The sequence below is a fragment of the Sphingorhabdus sp. genome (assembly GCF_044374345.1).
GTDB lineage: Bacteria > Pseudomonadota > Alphaproteobacteria > Sphingomonadales > Sphingomonadaceae > Sphingorhabdus_B.
The window spans coordinates 1-15,240 of record NZ_JBILOS010000047.1; the positions used below are offsets into that span (position 1 = coordinate 1).

Consider the following 15,240-nt stretch of genomic DNA (forward strand, 5'->3'; position numbering starts at 1 on the left):
GGCCATTTCGCCATGTGCGCTCTCCTTATCTCTTGCATCGACTGCTAGCATATTTAAGCGTGCAGTTAAGAGATAATCGGGAGTGAATGATGAGCAATTTTGATGCAAGCGCGCCGGTCATTATTGGCGTGGGCGAAGCCAGCCGAAAGACAGTGTCCGGCGAATGGCCAAGCCCGCGCGAATTGGCTGGCGCCGCCATCAAGGTTGCACTGGCCGATACGGGCCAAGCCCCATCGGTTGCAGCGGCGATTGACACCATTGCCGCGATCCGCACATTTGAGGACAGCGGCGTCAGCCTGGGCACCGGGTCGCCCGATAATGCGCCCGAAGCTTTTGGAGCGGCCGGCGGCATCAGCGCGGCGAGGTTGATTTACGCCGATGTCGGCGGTCAATGCCCGCAGGCGATGTTGAACGAACTGGCGGGCGATATCCGCCGCGGGACCTGTGAAGTCGCGGTGCTCGTGGCCGCAGAAGCGACCGGGACCGCAAAGCGCGCGCGTAAGGCGGGTGTGACGTTGGACTGGCGCTTGCCTTCGGACACCCCGTTCGACAACCGCCTTTCCACCTTCCCGATTTTGAGCCGAACGGAAATCCGCCATGGCATCATTTCCATGCCGCTGGCGTACAGCCTGATTGAAAATGCACGGCGGATGGAGCTGGGATTAAACGCCGACGCTTATGCGCGGGAATTGGCGGCGTTGTGGTCGGCATTCTCAGCAAAAGCGGAAGGGCGGACCCACGCGCAATTCCCCGGCTTTCGCGCGCCCGACGCGATGCTGAGCGACGATAATGCCAATTACCCGCTGACGGACATTTACCGTCGCTGGCATGTGGCGCAGGATGCGGTCGATCTGGGCGGGGCGATTATCCTAACCAGCGCAGGTAAAGCGCGCGATCTGGGTGTGCCGCAAGACAAATGGGTCTGGTTGGCCGGCGCGGCAGAAGCCGCAGAACCACCATTGGCAGAGCGCGGTGTCATTCACCGGTCGGCAGCGCTTGATTTTGCTATTCCGGCGGCACTTGCGCAGGCCGGAATTCAGGCCAGTGATCTTGGCCCCGTGGACATTTACAGCTGCTTTCCGTGCGCGGTATTTGCGGCTGTTGACACCATGAATGACGCGGCGCGTGCGCTTGGCGATTATACGCTCACCGGCGGCCTCAGCTTTTTCGGTGGGCCCGGCAATGGCTATAGCATGTATAATATCGCAGCGATGGTTGATGCCCTGCGCCAAGATGGATCAAAGCCCGCTTTGGTCACTGCGAATGGCGGCGTAATGTCAAAACAGGCCGTCGGCATCTACACCGCGTCACAGCCCGACATTGCCTGGTCGGGGGAGGCGGCGAAGGGATATGTGCCGAAACAGATCGCGCTGGATGACGCCCCGCACGGCAAGGGCCGTGTACTCAGTTTTGTGCGGTCCGCGGGCAAGGACGGTTTTGGTCCGGCCACGCTCATCCTTGAAATGGAAAATGGCGCCCGTGCCATGGCGGTGCTGGACAGCACACCCGATGGCGACCTTGGCCATAGGATCGTTGACGTCACGTCGGGCGAAAAACGCCACATGGCGGCGATTTTATGATAATCTGCCGTTCATCACGCAGCGGCTATCATGCAGCTATGTGAATTCAGGAGATAGACCGATGCATATCCTCAAACTGGCTGGCCTCATACTGCCTTTGACGGCTGTTGCGGCATGCGGCCAAGTGGAGCGCACGCCCGCGCCGCTGACCGAGAAACAATCTGCTGTCTTAATGAAGGAAATCGGCGGCAAGGTGGCGGGGAAACCGTTAACCTGCATCAGTGATTTCAATGCCGACAATATGATCCGCGTCAGCGACAATATTCTGCTGTACCGCGTGTCGGGCCGTCTTGTGTACAAGAACAACTTGCGGTCACCTTGTCCGGGCCTTGCCCGCGACAGTGATATCGTCGTCTCCGAACAATTTGGCAGCCAAAAATGCCGCGGTGATATTCTCCGCTTGGTGGACCGGACCAGCGGCATGACCGGCGGCATTTGTAGCCTTGGCGATTTCGTGCCCTATCGCGCCGAGAAGACTGCGGGTTAGGATGCAATTGGGCGCTGCACGGCACGAAGAAGGTGATAGCGCATAAGGACAAAGCTGCAGGGTTGCGACTTCGCGTTTGGGCTGGCAAAGGGACGGTTCCAAACCGAAGCTGAAAGCAAGTAAATCCATGTCCGAGATGATCCGCATTACCCTTCCCGATGGCACTGCCCGTGAAGTCGCGCGCGGCACTACCCCGGCGGATATTGCCGCCGCCATTGGCCCCGGCCTTGCGAAGGCTGCGATCGCCGCGCGGGTGGATGGCGAATTGCGCGACATCACGCGCCCGTTGGACGCCGATGCGCAGCTCGCACTGGTGACCAGCCGTGATGAGGCAGACGCGCTTGAACTTGCCCGCCATGACTTTGCGCATATCCTTGCCGAAGCGGTGCAGGGCTTGTTTCCCGGAACGCAGATTACATTTGGCCCGTCGACCGACGACGGATTTTATTATGACGTGATGGCGCCCGCATCGCGTGGTCCATTCACGATGGACGACCTGCCCGCGATTGAAGAAAAGATGCGCGACATCATTCGCGCCGATAAGCCGCTGCGCCGCGAAGTCATGGCGCGTGATGCGTTGATCGCCACATGGCAGAATGCGGGCGAAAGCTTCAAGGCGGAATGGGCGGCGGAGCTGCCCGACGGCGAAGAGCTTTCGGTCTATTGGTCGGGCAATGACTGGATGGACATGTGCCGCGGTCCGCATTTGGCGTCGACGGGCAAGCTTGATCCTGCCGCGTTTAAGCTGACGCGCGTTGCCGGTGCCTATTGGCGCGGTGACCAGAACAACCCGCAGCTGAGCCGCATTTACGGCACCGGCTGGTTGAACAAAAAGCAGCTCGACGCCCATCTCCTCCGTCTTGAGGAAGCTGCAAAGCGCGACCATCGCCGTCTGGGTCAGGACATGGACCTGTTCCATTTGCAGCAAGAGGCACACGGTTCCGTCTTTTGGCATCCAAATGGCTATCTGATCTGGCGCGAGCTGGAAGCCTATATGCGCCGCGCCATCGACGGCGCTGGCTATAAAGAAGTGAAAACGCCGCAGGTCATGGACGCGCGGCAATGGGAGCAATCGGGGCATTGGGGCAAATATCGCGCCAATATGTTCGTGATCCCTGACGAAGTGCCGAATGTCGATGATGAGGGTCCCGTGATTTCGGGCGAGGCCGACTGGATGGCGTTGAAGCCCATGAACTGCCCAGCGCACGTTCTGATTTTCCGCCAGGGTATCAAATCCTATCGCGACCTGCCGCTGCGCATATATGAAAATGGCTGTTGCCACCGCAATGAACCGCATGGTGCCTTGCACGGCCTGATGCGGGTGCGTCAGTTCACGCAAGATGACGCGCATATCTTCTGCCGCGAAGACCAGATTATCGAAGAAGTGCAGGCATTTTGTGCGCTGGCAGACCGCGTCTACAAGGAATTTGGTTTCACTTATTCGATCAAGCTTGCGCTGCGTCCGGACCAACGGTTTGGATCGGATGCGGATTGGGACAAAGCGGAAAATGAACTGCGCGATGCCGTCGTGCGCGCGGGCCTTGCGACGCCGGAATTTGGTTGGGAAGAATTGCCCGGCGAAGGCGCATTTTACGCGCCAAAGCTTGAGTGGCATTTGACCGACGCCATTGGCCGCACATGGCAGGTGGGGACGATCCAGTCCGACCGCGTCCTGCCCGAACGGCTTGATGCAAGCTATGTCGGTGAAGATGGCGCACGCCACCGTCCCGTCATGTTGCACCGTGCAATCTTTGGCAGCTATGAACGCTTCATTGGCATATTGATTGAGCATTATGCCGGTCGCTTCCCAGTCTGGTTGGCGCCTGTGCAGGCGGTTGTCGCGACCATTACGTCGGAAGCAGACGGCTATGCGCATGATGTTACGGCTAAGCTGAAAGCGGCTGGCATTCGGGTTGAGGCCGACACGCGGAACGAGAAAATCAATTACAAGGTGCGCGAACACAGCGTCGCGAAGGTACCGCATCTCCTCGTCGTTGGTATGCGTGAGGCGGAAGAGGGCAAGGTCGCGATCCGCAGCCTTGGTTCCGACGGCCAGCGCATCATGACGCTGGATGAAGCCATTGCGATGCTGTCGCATGAAGCGACCCCGCCCGATATTCGTTAAACCAAATTTCGGTCAGATAAGGAGATTGTGATGAAGACGCTTCCTCTAACGCTCGCGGCTATATTGCTGTTGGCGGCATGCCAAAAACCGGCCGCAGATGATGCTGCCACAACAACTGAGGCATCTACCGCGGCCGACGCCACCGCAAGCTACAACGCGGCGCAAAAGGGCTATGCCGCGGCCAATGACAAAATGCATGCCGGCATGGGCAATATCGCCGAAGATGCGGATGTTGCGTTTATGCAGGGTATGATTCCGCATCATCTCGGCGCGGTCGAAATGGCGAAAGTCGCGTTGGAACATGGCAAGGACCCTGAAGTCCGCGCGCTCGCCGAAAAGGTGATTGCGGCGCAGGAAGCCGAAATCAAAGAGATGCAGGCGTGGCTCGACAAAAACGGCGTGAAGGCGGAAAAGCCGCTCACTGCCGCTGACCATGCCGCAATGGGGCACTGAACATTCACGACCTAACGGGCCTTGCCACCGCGCAATTGCTGCTGTTGTCTGCAATGACCCTTGGCGCTGCGTATATCCGTGGGCTGACGGGTTTTGGCATGGCGATCATTCTGGTGCCGTTGTTCGGGATGATTGTTACCCCGGGCCAAGCGGTCGTCATTGCCATATTGCTGCAGGTGCTGATTGGACCCGTTGGGCTAAAGGCCATATTCGCCGACGCGCATCGGCAGAGTGCGTTGATGATTGCGGCATTTGCCATGCTGGCGACACCGATTGGCGTCCTGTTGCTGAAGGTCACAACCCCTGACGTTGCGCGGTTGATGATCGCGGCCATTGCCATTGGTGCGTTCGCGCTCGTCCTGCTTCCGCAACGTGGCGAATTGCGCCCGGGACCAAAAGAGACTGCAGCCACCGGGATTGCATCGGGTATCCTAACCGGCTTTGCCGCGATGCCCGGCCCGCCTGTTGTGCCATTCTACCTGCGCCAGCCAATTCCGCCCAAGGAAGCGCGCGCATCGATGATGCTCGTGTTTTTCGCCACGGCCATTGCGGGTACGATTTCGGCCTTTGCCTTGGGATTGGCCGACGCGCGCTTATTGTGGCTGTCGCTGTTGCTGTTTCCGTCCGTATTGGCGGGCAACTGGCTGGGCGCGAAATCCTTTGGCAAAGTCCCGCCTTCGTTGTGGCGCAGTTTTGTCGCTGGCATCCTTGGCCTTGCCGGAATTTCGGCGCTCATACGGCTTTTCAACTGAAAACGTAAAAAGCTGATTGCAAAGCTGCTTAAAAGCTAAGGCTTATTTACCGAATTTCCGCTGCGTTTTTCCGTACCGCATTTTGCGTGTGCCGGGCTGACCTTCCGTCGATCGGCCGCGCGGGGCGGCGACATGTTGCTGGTGCGGCAGGCCAAGCTCAGTGGCTTCTAATGAGCGAATTTCATCGCGCAGACGTCCAGCCTCTTCAAACTCAAGATCCGCAGCGGCGGCACGCATCTTCTTTTCAAGATCGTCGATATAGGCCCGCAGATTATGGCCGACGAGATTGTTGGCGCCGTCGGCGTCAATCTCGACCAGCACCGAATCGCGGCTGGCGGTGTCGGCCACAATATCGTGGATGTCGCGCTTGATGGTCGCAGGCGTAATGCCATGTTCGATATTATAGGCATGTTGTTTTTCACGGCGGCGGTCGGTTTCGCGAATCGCACGCTCCATGCTTCCCGTCATCCGGTCGGCATATAGGATAACGCGGCCTTCGACGTTACGTGCGGCGCGACCAATGGTTTGAATGAGCGACGTTTCGCTGCGCAGGAAACCTTCCTTGTCCGCATCCAAAATTGCGACGAGCCCGCACTCGGGAATATCCAGACCCTCACGCAGCAGGTTGATGCCGACAAGCACGTCATACACGCCGCGCCGTAAGTCACGGATCAGCTCGATGCGCTCCAAAGTCTCCACATCGCTGTGCATATAGCGCACACGCAAGCCTGCCTCATGCATGAACTCGGTCAGGTCTTCGGCCATGCGCTTGGTCAGCGTGGTGACCAATGTCCGGAAACCTGCCTCTGCCGTCTTGCGGCATTCGTTGATGCAATCCTGCACCTGATCCTCAACGGGTTTAATCTCGACCGGTGGGTCGATAAGCCCCGTGGGCCGGATAACCTGTTCGGCAAACACGCCGCCCGATTGTTCCATTTCCCAACCGCCGGGTGTTGCAGAAACGCATACCGTTTGGGGGCGCATAATGTCCCATTCGTTGAAACGCAGCGGCCGGTTGTCGATGCAGGACGGCAGGCGGAAACCATATTCGGCGAGCGTCAGCTTGCGCCTATGGTCACCCTTTGCCATCGCGCCGATTTGCGGCACCGTCTGGTGGCTTTCGTCGACAAACAGCAATGCATTTTCAGGCAGATATTCAAAGAGGGTGGGTGGCGGTTCACCCGGCAGGCGGCCCGTTAAAAAGCGCGAGTAATTTTCGATGCCTGCGCAACTGCCGGTCGCCGCGATCATTTCCAGATCGAAATTCGTCCGCTCCTCAAGCCGCTGCGCTTCCAGCAATTTGCCTTCGGACACCAGTTCTTTCAGCCGCTCTGTCAGTTCGAACCGGATGGCTTCGCTCGCCTGCTTCATCGTCGGGCCGGGCGTCACATAGTGGCTGTTCGCGTACACGCGCACACTGTTCAGCTTTGCGCCTGTCGTCCCCGTCAGCGGGTCGAACTCGGCAATTTCCTCAATCTCGTCGCCAAAGAAACTGACGCGCCATGCCATGTCTTCATAATGCGACGGGAAGATTTCCAGATTGTCGCCCCGCACGCGGAAATTGCCGCGGGCAAAGCCGGTATCGTTGCGCTTATATTGCAACGCGACGAGCTTGCGGATCAATTCGCGCTGATCAACGCTTTCGCCTGCTTTCAGGTCGAATATCATCGCCGAATAAGTTTCCACCGAACCGATGCCGTAAATACACGACACAGAGGCAACGATGATAACGTCATCGCGCTCAAGCAACGACCGCGTCGCCGAATGGCGCATACGGTCAATGGCCTCGTTTACGCTCGATTCCTTCTCAATATAGGTGTCGCTGCGCGGGACATAGGCTTCGGGCTGGTAATAGTCATAGTAGCTGACGAAATATTCGACCGCATTGTCGGGGAAGAAGCTTTTAAATTCGCCGTACAGCTGCGCCGCCAAAATCTTGTTCGGAGCAAGGATCAGTGCGGGCCGTTGCAACGCCTCAATGACTTTAGCGACGGTAAATGTCTTGCCGGAACCCGTGACGCCCAAAAGGACCTGATTCTTTTCGCCGATCAGCGCAGTCGTCACCAATTCTTTGATCGCCGTCGGCTGGTCGCCTGCGGGTTCATAATCGGAAACGATTTTGAAAGGGCGACCCCCTTCAAGCTTCGACGGGCGTTCCGGCCTGTGCGGGGTGAAGCTGCCAACCGTGTCCGGTTCTTCCAGCCCACGGCGGATAATCAATTCAGCCATGTTCGCTATATGTGCTGTAGCGGGCGCAAGGGCAAGAGTGTGCGGCGGCTTTGTCTGAAAAACGTGGTCTATGTTGTCACGTTGGCCACGGTTAGCCAAAACCACAAAAGGGGTTCTGATCGCCTGTTGCCTTTTTGATAAGTCAGGGACACAAGAAGGAAATGACAACAGAGCAAGAAAGACAACCCATGCACAAGTTCCTTTTATTGGGCGTTGCGGCGTTGGCGATTTCAGCCTGTTCGGACAAAGGCGCTGACACCGACAGCAAAGAGCGCGCCGCCGAAATGGATTATGACGCGTTTATCCCGATGAAGGCCGGGCAGTGGGAAACCAAGTTTGTCTTCACCGACATTGACGTGCCGACGCTGGGCAAAGCGGAAAAGCAGCAGATTATGGACGAGGTCGCCAAGAGCGCGTCGAGCCGTAGTTGCCTGACGGAGGCAGAAGCCAAAAAGCCAAGCGCGGATTTCTTTGGCGGCAATGGCGCGGAAAAATGCGTGTATAAGGCATTTGACGTTTCGGGCCAAAATGTCCGGTTGCAGCTGTCATGCGGCATGGAAGGCATGGGCAGTGTCGACATGGAACTCGCGGGCGTCATGGGCGAAACCGCATTCAATTATGACAGCAAGTTCGATGTCCGTCTGCCGATGATTGGCAAGGTGAAGATGCAGGGCAAGGCAACCGGCGAATATGTAGGCGCCTGTCCGGTGGCATGATGCAGAGTATGAGGCTGTCTTGGAATCGGACGCGGCTCGTGCCTCTCGTCGCGGCTTTGTCTTTGTGGTCGGCGGCGCTTGGCGGCTGCGCAACAACGCCTGCCTCGGCTGAACGCGCGCTTCCTGCGGCGGCGGAGGTGCGGGTTGATTTTACCGCTGACGGCATCACGCACGTTGCCGCGCAAGGCGATGCTGGTGTGGCAGGCCGTCCCGTCACGCTGGATGACCCTGCGCGCGTTGCTTCGATCTCGAAACTTGTGGTGGCGATTGGAGCGATGCGGCTGGCGGAGCAGGGTGTCCTTGATCTTGACCGTGATGTCGGTCTTTATCTTGGCTGGCCCGTCCGCAATCCAGCCTTCCCCGATGCGCCGGTGACAATGCGTGCCTTGCTGTCCCACCAAAGCGGGCTGCGCGACTCTGTCGATTATATCGTGCCACTGGATGGCGAGCTGTCCGGCGTTATTGCCAACCCAAAAGCGTGGGATGCTGCCCACCCGCCGGGGGGCTATTTTTCCTATGCCAATATCAATTCGCCCGTGATCGCGGCGGTGCTGGAAAGCGCCACAGGCGAGCGGTTTGACCGGTTGATGGCGCGGCTGGTGCTGACGCCGCTTGGGCTGGATGCCTGCTATAATTGGGGCGCCGGGTGCAGCGAGGGACGGCGCGCACAAGCGGTCACTTTGTTGCGTCCAAATGGCGACTTGGCGCGTGATGCCGCCATGAAGGGGCCTGACCCTTGCGCGGTGTATCCAGCCACCAACGGCAGTTGTGATGTTGATGCGCTGTACGTTCTTGGCCGCAATGGTTCGGCGTTCAGCCCACAAGGCGGCCTGCGCATTTCGGCACGTGATCTTGCCAAAATCGGCCAATTGCTGTTGCGGCAGGGCGCACCATTGCTGTCGAAAAAAAGCTTCGCCGAAATGACAGCGCCAGTTTGGACGTTCAATGGTTCAAATGGCGATGACGACAAGGGCTATTTCACGGCATATGGCCTTGGCGTGCATTGGTTGGAGGACAATGCGGGCCATCGATGGTTTGGCCATGTGGGTGAGGCATATTCGCTACGTGCCGGTTTTTGGATTAATCCGGCGCAAGGCAAGGGATTTTACCGCTATGTGACGATGGTCGATGAATTTTCACCCGTCGGGCATTGCTTTGACCGGTGCCCGTGGTAGCGTAGCATTCAGACCGAGGCGGCCCGACCCAACAGGGGAAATTGAGCCGCCGTATAACAGATACACTGCGCGCCAAATGGTGGCGCAGACACAATGGGGGACAGTGTTTATGATGAAAAAGACTTTGTTGGGCGCGCTTTTGACAAGCGCATTAATGGCCACACCAGCGGCGGCCCGCCCGGATTATGCGGATGCCGTCAAAGCAGACTATGACAAGTCGCTCGCTAGCCTGTGGGATCATTTCCACCGCAATCCTGAACTGTCGTTCCGCGAATATAAGACCGCTGCCCGGATGGCACAGGAATTGCGCGCCGTGCCTGGCATGATCGTGACCGAAAAGGTTGGCGGAACCGGCGTTGTCGGCGTGCTGAAAAATGGCGATGGTCCAGTCGTGCTTGTCCGTGCGGACATGGACGGATTGCCCGTGCAGGAACGCTCCGGCCTCGCCAATAGCTCGACCGTCAGACAGGTTGGTGTTGATGGCCTTGAAATGCCCGTCATGCATGCTTGCGGCCATGATGTGCACATTACCTCTTTGCTCGGCACGGCGCGGCAAATGGCGCGCATGAAAGACCGGTGGAAAGGCACAATCCTGTTCGTCGTCCAGCCCGCTGAAGAGCGCGTTGGCGGCGCCAAGGCCATGATCCAGGACGGACTATATACCCGTTTTCCCAAGCCCGATTATGCGCTGGCCTTCCATGTGGCAGCAGAATTGGAAACGGGTAAAATCGCAGCATCGGAAGGCATCCAATATTCGTCCGCTGACAGCGTCGACATCCGCGTTCCCGGTATCGCCACGCACGGCGCTGCGCCGCATCTTGGCCGCGACCCCGTCTACATCGCGTCGCAGATCGTCGTTGGTCTGCAATCGATCATCAGCCGCGAAAAGGGCCCGTTGGACGCGGGCGTGATTACCGTTGGCGCATTCCACGCTGGGACCAAGCATAACATCATTTCCGAATATGCCGATTTACAGGTGACCGTGCGTGCCAATAGCCAAGCGGTTCGGGATCAGCTGATTGCTTCGATTGAGCGTGTGGCAAAAGGTATTGGCGCGGCGCACGGCCTGCCCAATGACAAGCTACCTATCGTAAAGGTCAATGAAAGCACGCCCGTCACCGTTAATGACGCTGCGCTTGCCCGTCGCTTGAACGGTGCAATTGCGACGGCATTGGGTAGCGACGTTGTTGTGCCATTCCGCCAGACAAATATGGGCGCAGAGGATTTCGCGTTCTTCGTGGATCAGCAATTTGGCATCCCGGGATATTATTTCGCGGTCGGCGGGACAAATCCAGAATGGATTGCGGCTGCGAAAAATGGCGGACCAGCCGTGGCCGGTCACCATTCGCCCTTGTTCAAGATCGATCCCGAACCGTCGGTCCGCTTGGGCATCGAAGCGATGACGGCCGCCGCGTTGGATTTGCTGGGAACAGGCAAGAACTGATTGCGGTTATCTGGCAGGTTACGGAGCGGCGACAATGGCGCGAAAAAATCGCGATTTTTATGACTCAGACGAAGAGTCTGTTACGCCCGAAGTAACCTGCTGGCTGTGTTCGCGCCCGATGGGGGAGGTCACCGAATGGCATCACCCTGTGCCCAAGAGCCGGGGTGGCAAGGAACGGCAGCCGGTGCATCCGATTTGCCATCGGACCATTCATGCCAATTTCACCAACAGCGATCTCGAAAAGCGTTTTGCAACCGTTGATGCGTTGTTGGCGCATGAAGAAATCGGACGGTTCGTGGCATGGATTGCCAACAAACCGTCCGACTTTAATGCGCCGACAAAGGACCGGCGTTAGCCAGCTTTTTCAGGCATCATCGACGAGTGTAGATGGTCGATTTTCCACTTTCCATCTTCGATACGATAGATGAACGAATAACGTGCCTTGATGTCTGTTTTCGCACCCGTTGAAGGGTCCGTTACGGTTACCGTCCAAGTGCCGAGCCGTGCTGCCATGTTGCAACCGATCTTGACCGTGCTGCTGTTGATGGTTCCCACTGGGCTTGGTTTTAGGAAACCGACGAAATAGTCACGGATACCCGCATGGTCGGTGCGTGGCGTGTTGGAAACGGTCGCCAGCAGGACTGCGTCCTTTGTGAACAAGCTGGTGACCGTGTCCGGATTTTTCGATGCCCAAGCATTGTTGAAATCACTGAACAGCGATTCGACTTGGGCTTGGTTCACGGCCGCGCACTGCATGGGTGCCGCGGTTTTAGCCTGAGCCGGAATGGCGATTACCGATGCAACTGCAACTGCACTTAACATAAGTTTATTCATCTCAGTTTTCTCCTCTTGGTCGCTAAAGTAAAAACTAAAGCGTGTGATGTGATTGATCCTGTCCGCGCGTTTTCCAGAGCGAAAAGAATATGCCTCCTAAAATCAGGCCGAAGGTGACGCCCAGGCTCAGGACGGGCGGGAACTTGTCGCCGTCCATCACAAAGTCTGAAACGAAGATCTTCGAACCGATGAAGACGAGAACCAATGCCAGAGCATACTTAAGATAATGGAAACGATGGACCATCGCGGCGAGTGCGAAATACAAGGCACGCAGGCCCAAAATCGCCATGATGTTTGACGTGTACACAATGAACGTGTCGGTGGTGATGGCAAAGATCGCCGGTACCGAGTCCACCGCGAACACAAGGTCGGCGAGGTTGATAACGACAAGCGCGAGGAACAATGGCGTCGCAGCGCGCACCATCTTGCCGGTCTTGTCATCTGGTACCTTCACAAAGAACTTCTCGTCATGAAGCTCTTTGGTCACGCGCATATGCCGTGAAATAAATTTGACCACCGGGTTCTTGGCGACATCCATTTCCTGATCGCCAGAAAACAGCATTTTGACGCCGGTACCAATCAGGAAAACCGCGAAGATATAAAGCGTCCAATAATATTCCTGCACAATGGCAGCGCCAGCCGCAATCATCAGGCCACGCAGGACGATGACGGCGATAATGCCCCATAGCAATGCGCGATATTGGTACTTTCGTGGAATCGCGAAGAAGGTGAAAATCAGGCTGATGACAAAGACATTATCAATCGACAGCGCCTTTTCGATGAAAAAGCCCGTGTAATATTTCATGCCCATGTCGGCCCCCTTTTGGAACCAGACCCAAAGGCCGAACAGCAGCGCAATACTAATGTAAAACGCCGACAGCTTCAGGCTTTCGGCGATGCCCATCTCTTTGTCTTCCTTGTGCAAAATGCCAAGGTCAAACGCGGTGAGCGTGATCACGATGCCGATAAAGGCCAACCAGAACCAAACCGGTGTGCCCAACCAGTCCATCATCAAAAATTCCATGAAATCATTCCCTGTATTGTATGTGCCGACGCCGCGCAGATTTAAACGCGCGCGGCGTCAGCTTTCAAATATTAAGTTTTTTTAAGGCGTAGACGACGGCCAAAGGAGGTATGCGCGTGGCGCGCCAACCGATCCTTGATCGCTAGCTTCAGCCGCTTCAGTTTCTGAATCCGAAACACATCTGGCCAGCGCCGTGAAATTTCGGCGCGCAGTTCGCGATCAATTTTTTGGTGATATTGCATCAATCGAAATGACGAAAAAGTCATGACTACATCCTCTTGAACGTTATGTAAGTTCAATCGGATGTTCCGGGCACAGACGAGCGAATTTCGGGGGTTTGAAGACCGCCTGACCAATGCACCGGAAACATCCGATGCGGCCGACATCACGTTCCTTCCGAAGAAGCGAAGCGCCAGAGGGGCCCGGTCCGCCCGATTCTTGTGGAGCAAATTCGTCCGAATTGCAAGTCCGTTTTGATCGTCCCTGCTCGGTTCGGCGAATTAATCCCTCAACAGGTCGTTGATTGCGGTCTTTGCGCGGGTCTGGGCATCGACGCGTTTCACGATGACTGCGCAGGAAAGATTTGGGCCTGGGCTGCCGTCAGGAAGCGCTTTGCCCGGGAGCGAACCCGGGACAACCACCGAATAAGCCGGCACGCGGCCCACAAAGATTTCGCCGGTTGTCCGGTCGATGATTTTGCTGGTGGAGCTGATGAAAACGCCCATCGAAAGCACTGCGCCTTCTTCGATGACGACGCCTTCGACAACTTCTGACCGTGCGCCAATGAAGCAATTGTCTTCAATGATGACGGGGCCAGCCTGCAACGGTTCAAGTACGCCGCCAATGCCGACGCCGCCCGACAGATGGACATTTTTGCCAATTTGTGCGCAGCTTCCGACCGTTGCCCATGTGTCGACCATCGTGCCTTCATCAACGCGTGCGCCGATATTTACAAAGCTGGGCATCAACACAACATTCTTGCCGATGAAGCTGCCGCGCCGCGCGACGGCGCCAGGCACAACGCGGAACCCTGCGTCGCGGAAGCGGCTTTCGCCCCATCCTGCAAATTTGGAAGGGACCTTGTCATAGGCAGGGGCGCCCGCTGCACCGCCGTCAACCACGACATTGTCATTCAACCGGAACGACAACAAAACAGCCTTTTTGAGCCATTGGTTGACCTGCCAACTGCCATCCAGCTTTTCCGCAACGCGCAGTGACCCGTCATCAAGGCCAGCCAATGCGGTTTGTACGGCGTCGCGCACCTCGCCTTGTGTGGCGCTGCTGATCGCGTCACGGGCGTCCCATGCGGCGTCAATGATGGCTGTTAGTTGTCCAATCATGCGGATCTTTCAAAGCTGTGAATTTCCGATAGCCATTGGGTCACATCGGAAATTTCATGGTCGATATAGTCTTCATGGGCTGCGCTATCAGCTTCGCCTTCATGTTTCACCCAAATTGTGCGCATGCCCAACGCTTTGGCCGGGACGAGATTATGTGCGGAATCTTCGACAAAAAGTGCCCGCGTGGCGTCGATCCTCAATTCGCTGCACAAGGCGTCGTAGCTGCCGGCGAAAGGCTTTGGCATATGCTGCATCCGGTGGATGTCAAAAATATCCTCAAACACATCGTCCAGACCGCGCGCGGTCAACACGCGCTCGGCATAAGGTGCATCAGCGTTGGTGAAGATAATTTTGCGGCCCGGCAAAGCATGAATATGCCCCCGCAAATCCGGCGCGGGTTTCAATAGGCTCAGGTCAACCTCATGGACGAAATCGAGATAGCCGTAAGGGTCAACCGCATGTTCGGCCATCAGCCCGCCCAATGTCGTGCCGTATTTCTTCCAATAGCTGTGCCGTATCTTGTGCGCTTCATCGGACGCGATATTGAAATGCTTTTCGACATACAAAGCTATCCGGTCCCGGACTTGCGACATAATATTGGCTTCTGGACCGTACAGGGTTAGGTCTAGATCAAAGATCCACGTATCGATATCGGCGAAAGGCGTTTGCATCGACGGCGCCTAACAACATACCCTGCGTTACTCAACGGGCATGTTGCGCCTACCGAAAGAGAATCATATATTAATCATTCTTTGGATGAATGTCTCTTTCCCATGACTATGCTACGGATATGACTGCAGCGCGGGTTGATCGCAAAATAGCAATCGGCACATCGGTTGTTTTTGCACTCGCACTGTCTGCATGTGGCGGCGGCGGCGTGAATTCGACCCCTGTGCCGGTTCCACCTACGGCCGACTCGCCCCCGCCACCGCCACCGCCACCAGTTGTTGTGACTCCGCTGCCCTCTGTAGTCACGCCCCCACCTCCCCCGCCGGGCGGGGGGGCCCCCCCCCCCCCCCCCCCCCCCCCCCCCCCCCCCCCCCCCCCCCCCCCCCCCCCCCCCCCCCCCCCCCCCCCCCCC

Annotated in this window: 15 protein-coding genes; 9 read left to right on the plus strand and 6 right to left on the minus strand. The window is 57.2% G+C overall.

All coding sequences use genetic code 11. The features are described from left to right. Positions 1–86: 86 nt before the first annotated feature. The 5 genes from ACIQ5B_RS06355 to ACIQ5B_RS06375 all read left to right on the plus strand — a co-directional run bounded on the left by ACIQ5B_RS06355 (position 87) and on the right by ACIQ5B_RS06375 (position 5,397). Entirely contained in the window at positions 87–1,580 is a 1,494-nt protein-coding gene (locus tag ACIQ5B_RS06355; protein WP_397598283.1) for a hypothetical protein, read from the plus strand. A 61-nt stretch (positions 1,581–1,641) separates the two neighbouring features. Next, on the plus strand, positions 1,642–2,067 hold the full coding sequence (locus tag ACIQ5B_RS06360) for a hypothetical protein (protein ID WP_397598284.1): 426 nt from the start codon (positions 1,642–1,644) through the stop codon (positions 2,065–2,067). Between the two features lie 127 nt (positions 2,068–2,194). Beyond that, complete coding sequence (thrS, locus tag ACIQ5B_RS06365; RefSeq protein WP_397598285.1) at positions 2,195–4,192, plus strand: threonine--tRNA ligase; 1,998 nt, start codon at positions 2,195–2,197, stop codon at positions 4,190–4,192. 30 nt (positions 4,193–4,222) lie between these two features. Further along, on the plus strand, positions 4,223–4,645 hold the full coding sequence (locus tag ACIQ5B_RS06370; protein ID WP_397598286.1) for a DUF305 domain-containing protein: 423 nt from the start codon (positions 4,223–4,225) through the stop codon (positions 4,643–4,645). Between the two features lie 53 nt (positions 4,646–4,698). Further along, entirely contained in the window at positions 4,699–5,397 is a 699-nt protein-coding gene (locus ACIQ5B_RS06375; protein ID WP_333569697.1) for a sulfite exporter TauE/SafE family protein, read from the plus strand. A gap of 42 nt (positions 5,398–5,439) precedes the next feature. Here the strand turns inward: ACIQ5B_RS06375 and uvrB are convergent, their stop codons facing one another. After that, entirely contained in the window at positions 5,440–7,626 is a 2,187-nt protein-coding gene (gene uvrB / locus ACIQ5B_RS06380; protein ID WP_397598287.1) for an excinuclease ABC subunit UvrB, read from the minus strand. Positions 7,627–7,787: 161 nt separating this feature from the next. Here uvrB and ACIQ5B_RS06385 point away from each other — a divergent pair, with 161 nt between their 5' ends. The 4 genes from ACIQ5B_RS06385 to ACIQ5B_RS06400 all read left to right on the plus strand — a co-directional run bounded on the left by ACIQ5B_RS06385 (position 7,788) and on the right by ACIQ5B_RS06400 (position 11,316). Further along, positions 7,788–8,342: a DUF3617 domain-containing protein gene (locus ACIQ5B_RS06385; protein WP_397598288.1), complete on the plus strand. Its 555-nt coding sequence runs from the start codon at positions 7,788–7,790 to the stop codon at positions 8,340–8,342. Further along, positions 8,339–9,517, plus strand: coding sequence for a serine hydrolase domain-containing protein (locus ACIQ5B_RS06390; protein ID WP_397598289.1), 1,179 nt, complete (start codon positions 8,339–8,341; stop codon positions 9,515–9,517). Before ACIQ5B_RS06385 ends, ACIQ5B_RS06390 begins: the two co-directional genes overlap by 4 nt. Before the next feature lie 109 nt (positions 9,518–9,626). Beyond that, a complete protein-coding gene (locus tag ACIQ5B_RS06395; RefSeq protein WP_397598290.1) occupies positions 9,627–10,961 on the plus strand; it encodes an amidohydrolase in 1,335 nt (444 codons plus the stop codon). Between the two features lie 34 nt (positions 10,962–10,995). Further along, on the plus strand, positions 10,996–11,316 hold the full coding sequence (locus ACIQ5B_RS06400; RefSeq protein WP_397598291.1) for an HNH endonuclease: 321 nt from the start codon (positions 10,996–10,998) through the stop codon (positions 11,314–11,316). On the opposite strand, the gene ACIQ5B_RS06405 is transcribed toward ACIQ5B_RS06400, so the two are convergent. The 5 genes from ACIQ5B_RS06405 to ACIQ5B_RS06425 all read right to left on the minus strand — a co-directional run bounded on the left by ACIQ5B_RS06405 (position 11,313) and on the right by ACIQ5B_RS06425 (position 14,830). Next, positions 11,313–11,795 (minus strand): SgcJ/EcaC family oxidoreductase, encoded by a 483-nt coding sequence (locus ACIQ5B_RS06405; protein WP_397598292.1) that lies wholly within the window; start codon positions 11,793–11,795, stop codon positions 11,313–11,315. The genes ACIQ5B_RS06400 and ACIQ5B_RS06405 overlap by 4 nt on opposite strands. 34 nt (positions 11,796–11,829) lie before the next feature. Beyond that, positions 11,830–12,819, minus strand: a complete 990-nt coding sequence (locus tag ACIQ5B_RS06410; RefSeq protein WP_397598293.1) for a TerC family protein — start codon at positions 12,817–12,819, stop codon at positions 11,830–11,832. Positions 12,820–12,890: 71 nt separating this feature from the next. Then, positions 12,891–13,085 (minus strand): DUF465 domain-containing protein, encoded by a 195-nt coding sequence (locus ACIQ5B_RS06415; protein WP_183939044.1) that lies wholly within the window; start codon positions 13,083–13,085, stop codon positions 12,891–12,893. A gap of 234 nt (positions 13,086–13,319) precedes the next feature. Next, positions 13,320–14,159, minus strand: a complete 840-nt coding sequence (gene dapD / locus ACIQ5B_RS06420) for a 2,3,4,5-tetrahydropyridine-2,6-dicarboxylate N-succinyltransferase (protein WP_397598294.1) — start codon at positions 14,157–14,159, stop codon at positions 13,320–13,322. After that, on the minus strand, positions 14,156–14,830 hold the full coding sequence (locus tag ACIQ5B_RS06425) for a pyrimidine 5'-nucleotidase (protein WP_397598295.1): 675 nt from the start codon (positions 14,828–14,830) through the stop codon (positions 14,156–14,158). The genes dapD and ACIQ5B_RS06425 overlap by 4 nt, the downstream gene beginning before the upstream one ends. Positions 14,831–15,240: the final 410 nt, after the last annotated feature.

Coding starts and splice junctions, on each gene's coding strand:
- ACIQ5B_RS06355 (WP_397598283.1), top strand. CDS start 87: ATGATGAGCAATTTTGATGCAAGCGCGCCGGTCATTATTGGCGTGGGC.
- dapD (WP_397598294.1), bottom strand. CDS start 14,159: ATGATTGGACAACTAACAGCCATCATTGACGCCGCATGGGACGCCCGT.
- ACIQ5B_RS06395 (WP_397598290.1), top strand. CDS start 9,627: ATGATGAAAAAGACTTTGTTGGGCGCGCTTTTGACAAGCGCATTAATG.
- ACIQ5B_RS06410 (WP_397598293.1), bottom strand. CDS start 12,819: ATGGAATTTTTGATGATGGACTGGTTGGGCACACCGGTTTGGTTCTGG.
- ACIQ5B_RS06400 (WP_397598291.1), top strand. CDS start 10,996: ATGGCGCGAAAAAATCGCGATTTTTATGACTCAGACGAAGAGTCTGTT.
- ACIQ5B_RS06405 (WP_397598292.1), bottom strand. CDS start 11,795: ATGAATAAACTTATGTTAAGTGCAGTTGCAGTTGCATCGGTAATCGCC.
- uvrB (WP_397598287.1), bottom strand. CDS start 7,626: ATGGCTGAATTGATTATCCGCCGTGGGCTGGAAGAACCGGACACGGTT.
- ACIQ5B_RS06415 (WP_183939044.1), bottom strand. CDS start 13,085: ATGACTTTTTCGTCATTTCGATTGATGCAATATCACCAAAAAATTGAT.
- ACIQ5B_RS06390 (WP_397598289.1), top strand. CDS start 8,339: ATGATGCAGAGTATGAGGCTGTCTTGGAATCGGACGCGGCTCGTGCCT.
- ACIQ5B_RS06360 (WP_397598284.1), top strand. CDS start 1,642: ATGCATATCCTCAAACTGGCTGGCCTCATACTGCCTTTGACGGCTGTT.
- ACIQ5B_RS06370 (WP_397598286.1), top strand. CDS start 4,223: ATGAAGACGCTTCCTCTAACGCTCGCGGCTATATTGCTGTTGGCGGCA.
- ACIQ5B_RS06385 (WP_397598288.1), top strand. CDS start 7,788: ATGACAACAGAGCAAGAAAGACAACCCATGCACAAGTTCCTTTTATTG.
- ACIQ5B_RS06425 (WP_397598295.1), bottom strand. CDS start 14,830: ATGCAAACGCCTTTCGCCGATATCGATACGTGGATCTTTGATCTAGAC.
- thrS (WP_397598285.1), top strand. CDS start 2,195: ATGTCCGAGATGATCCGCATTACCCTTCCCGATGGCACTGCCCGTGAA.
- ACIQ5B_RS06375 (WP_333569697.1), top strand. CDS start 4,699: ATGACCCTTGGCGCTGCGTATATCCGTGGGCTGACGGGTTTTGGCATG.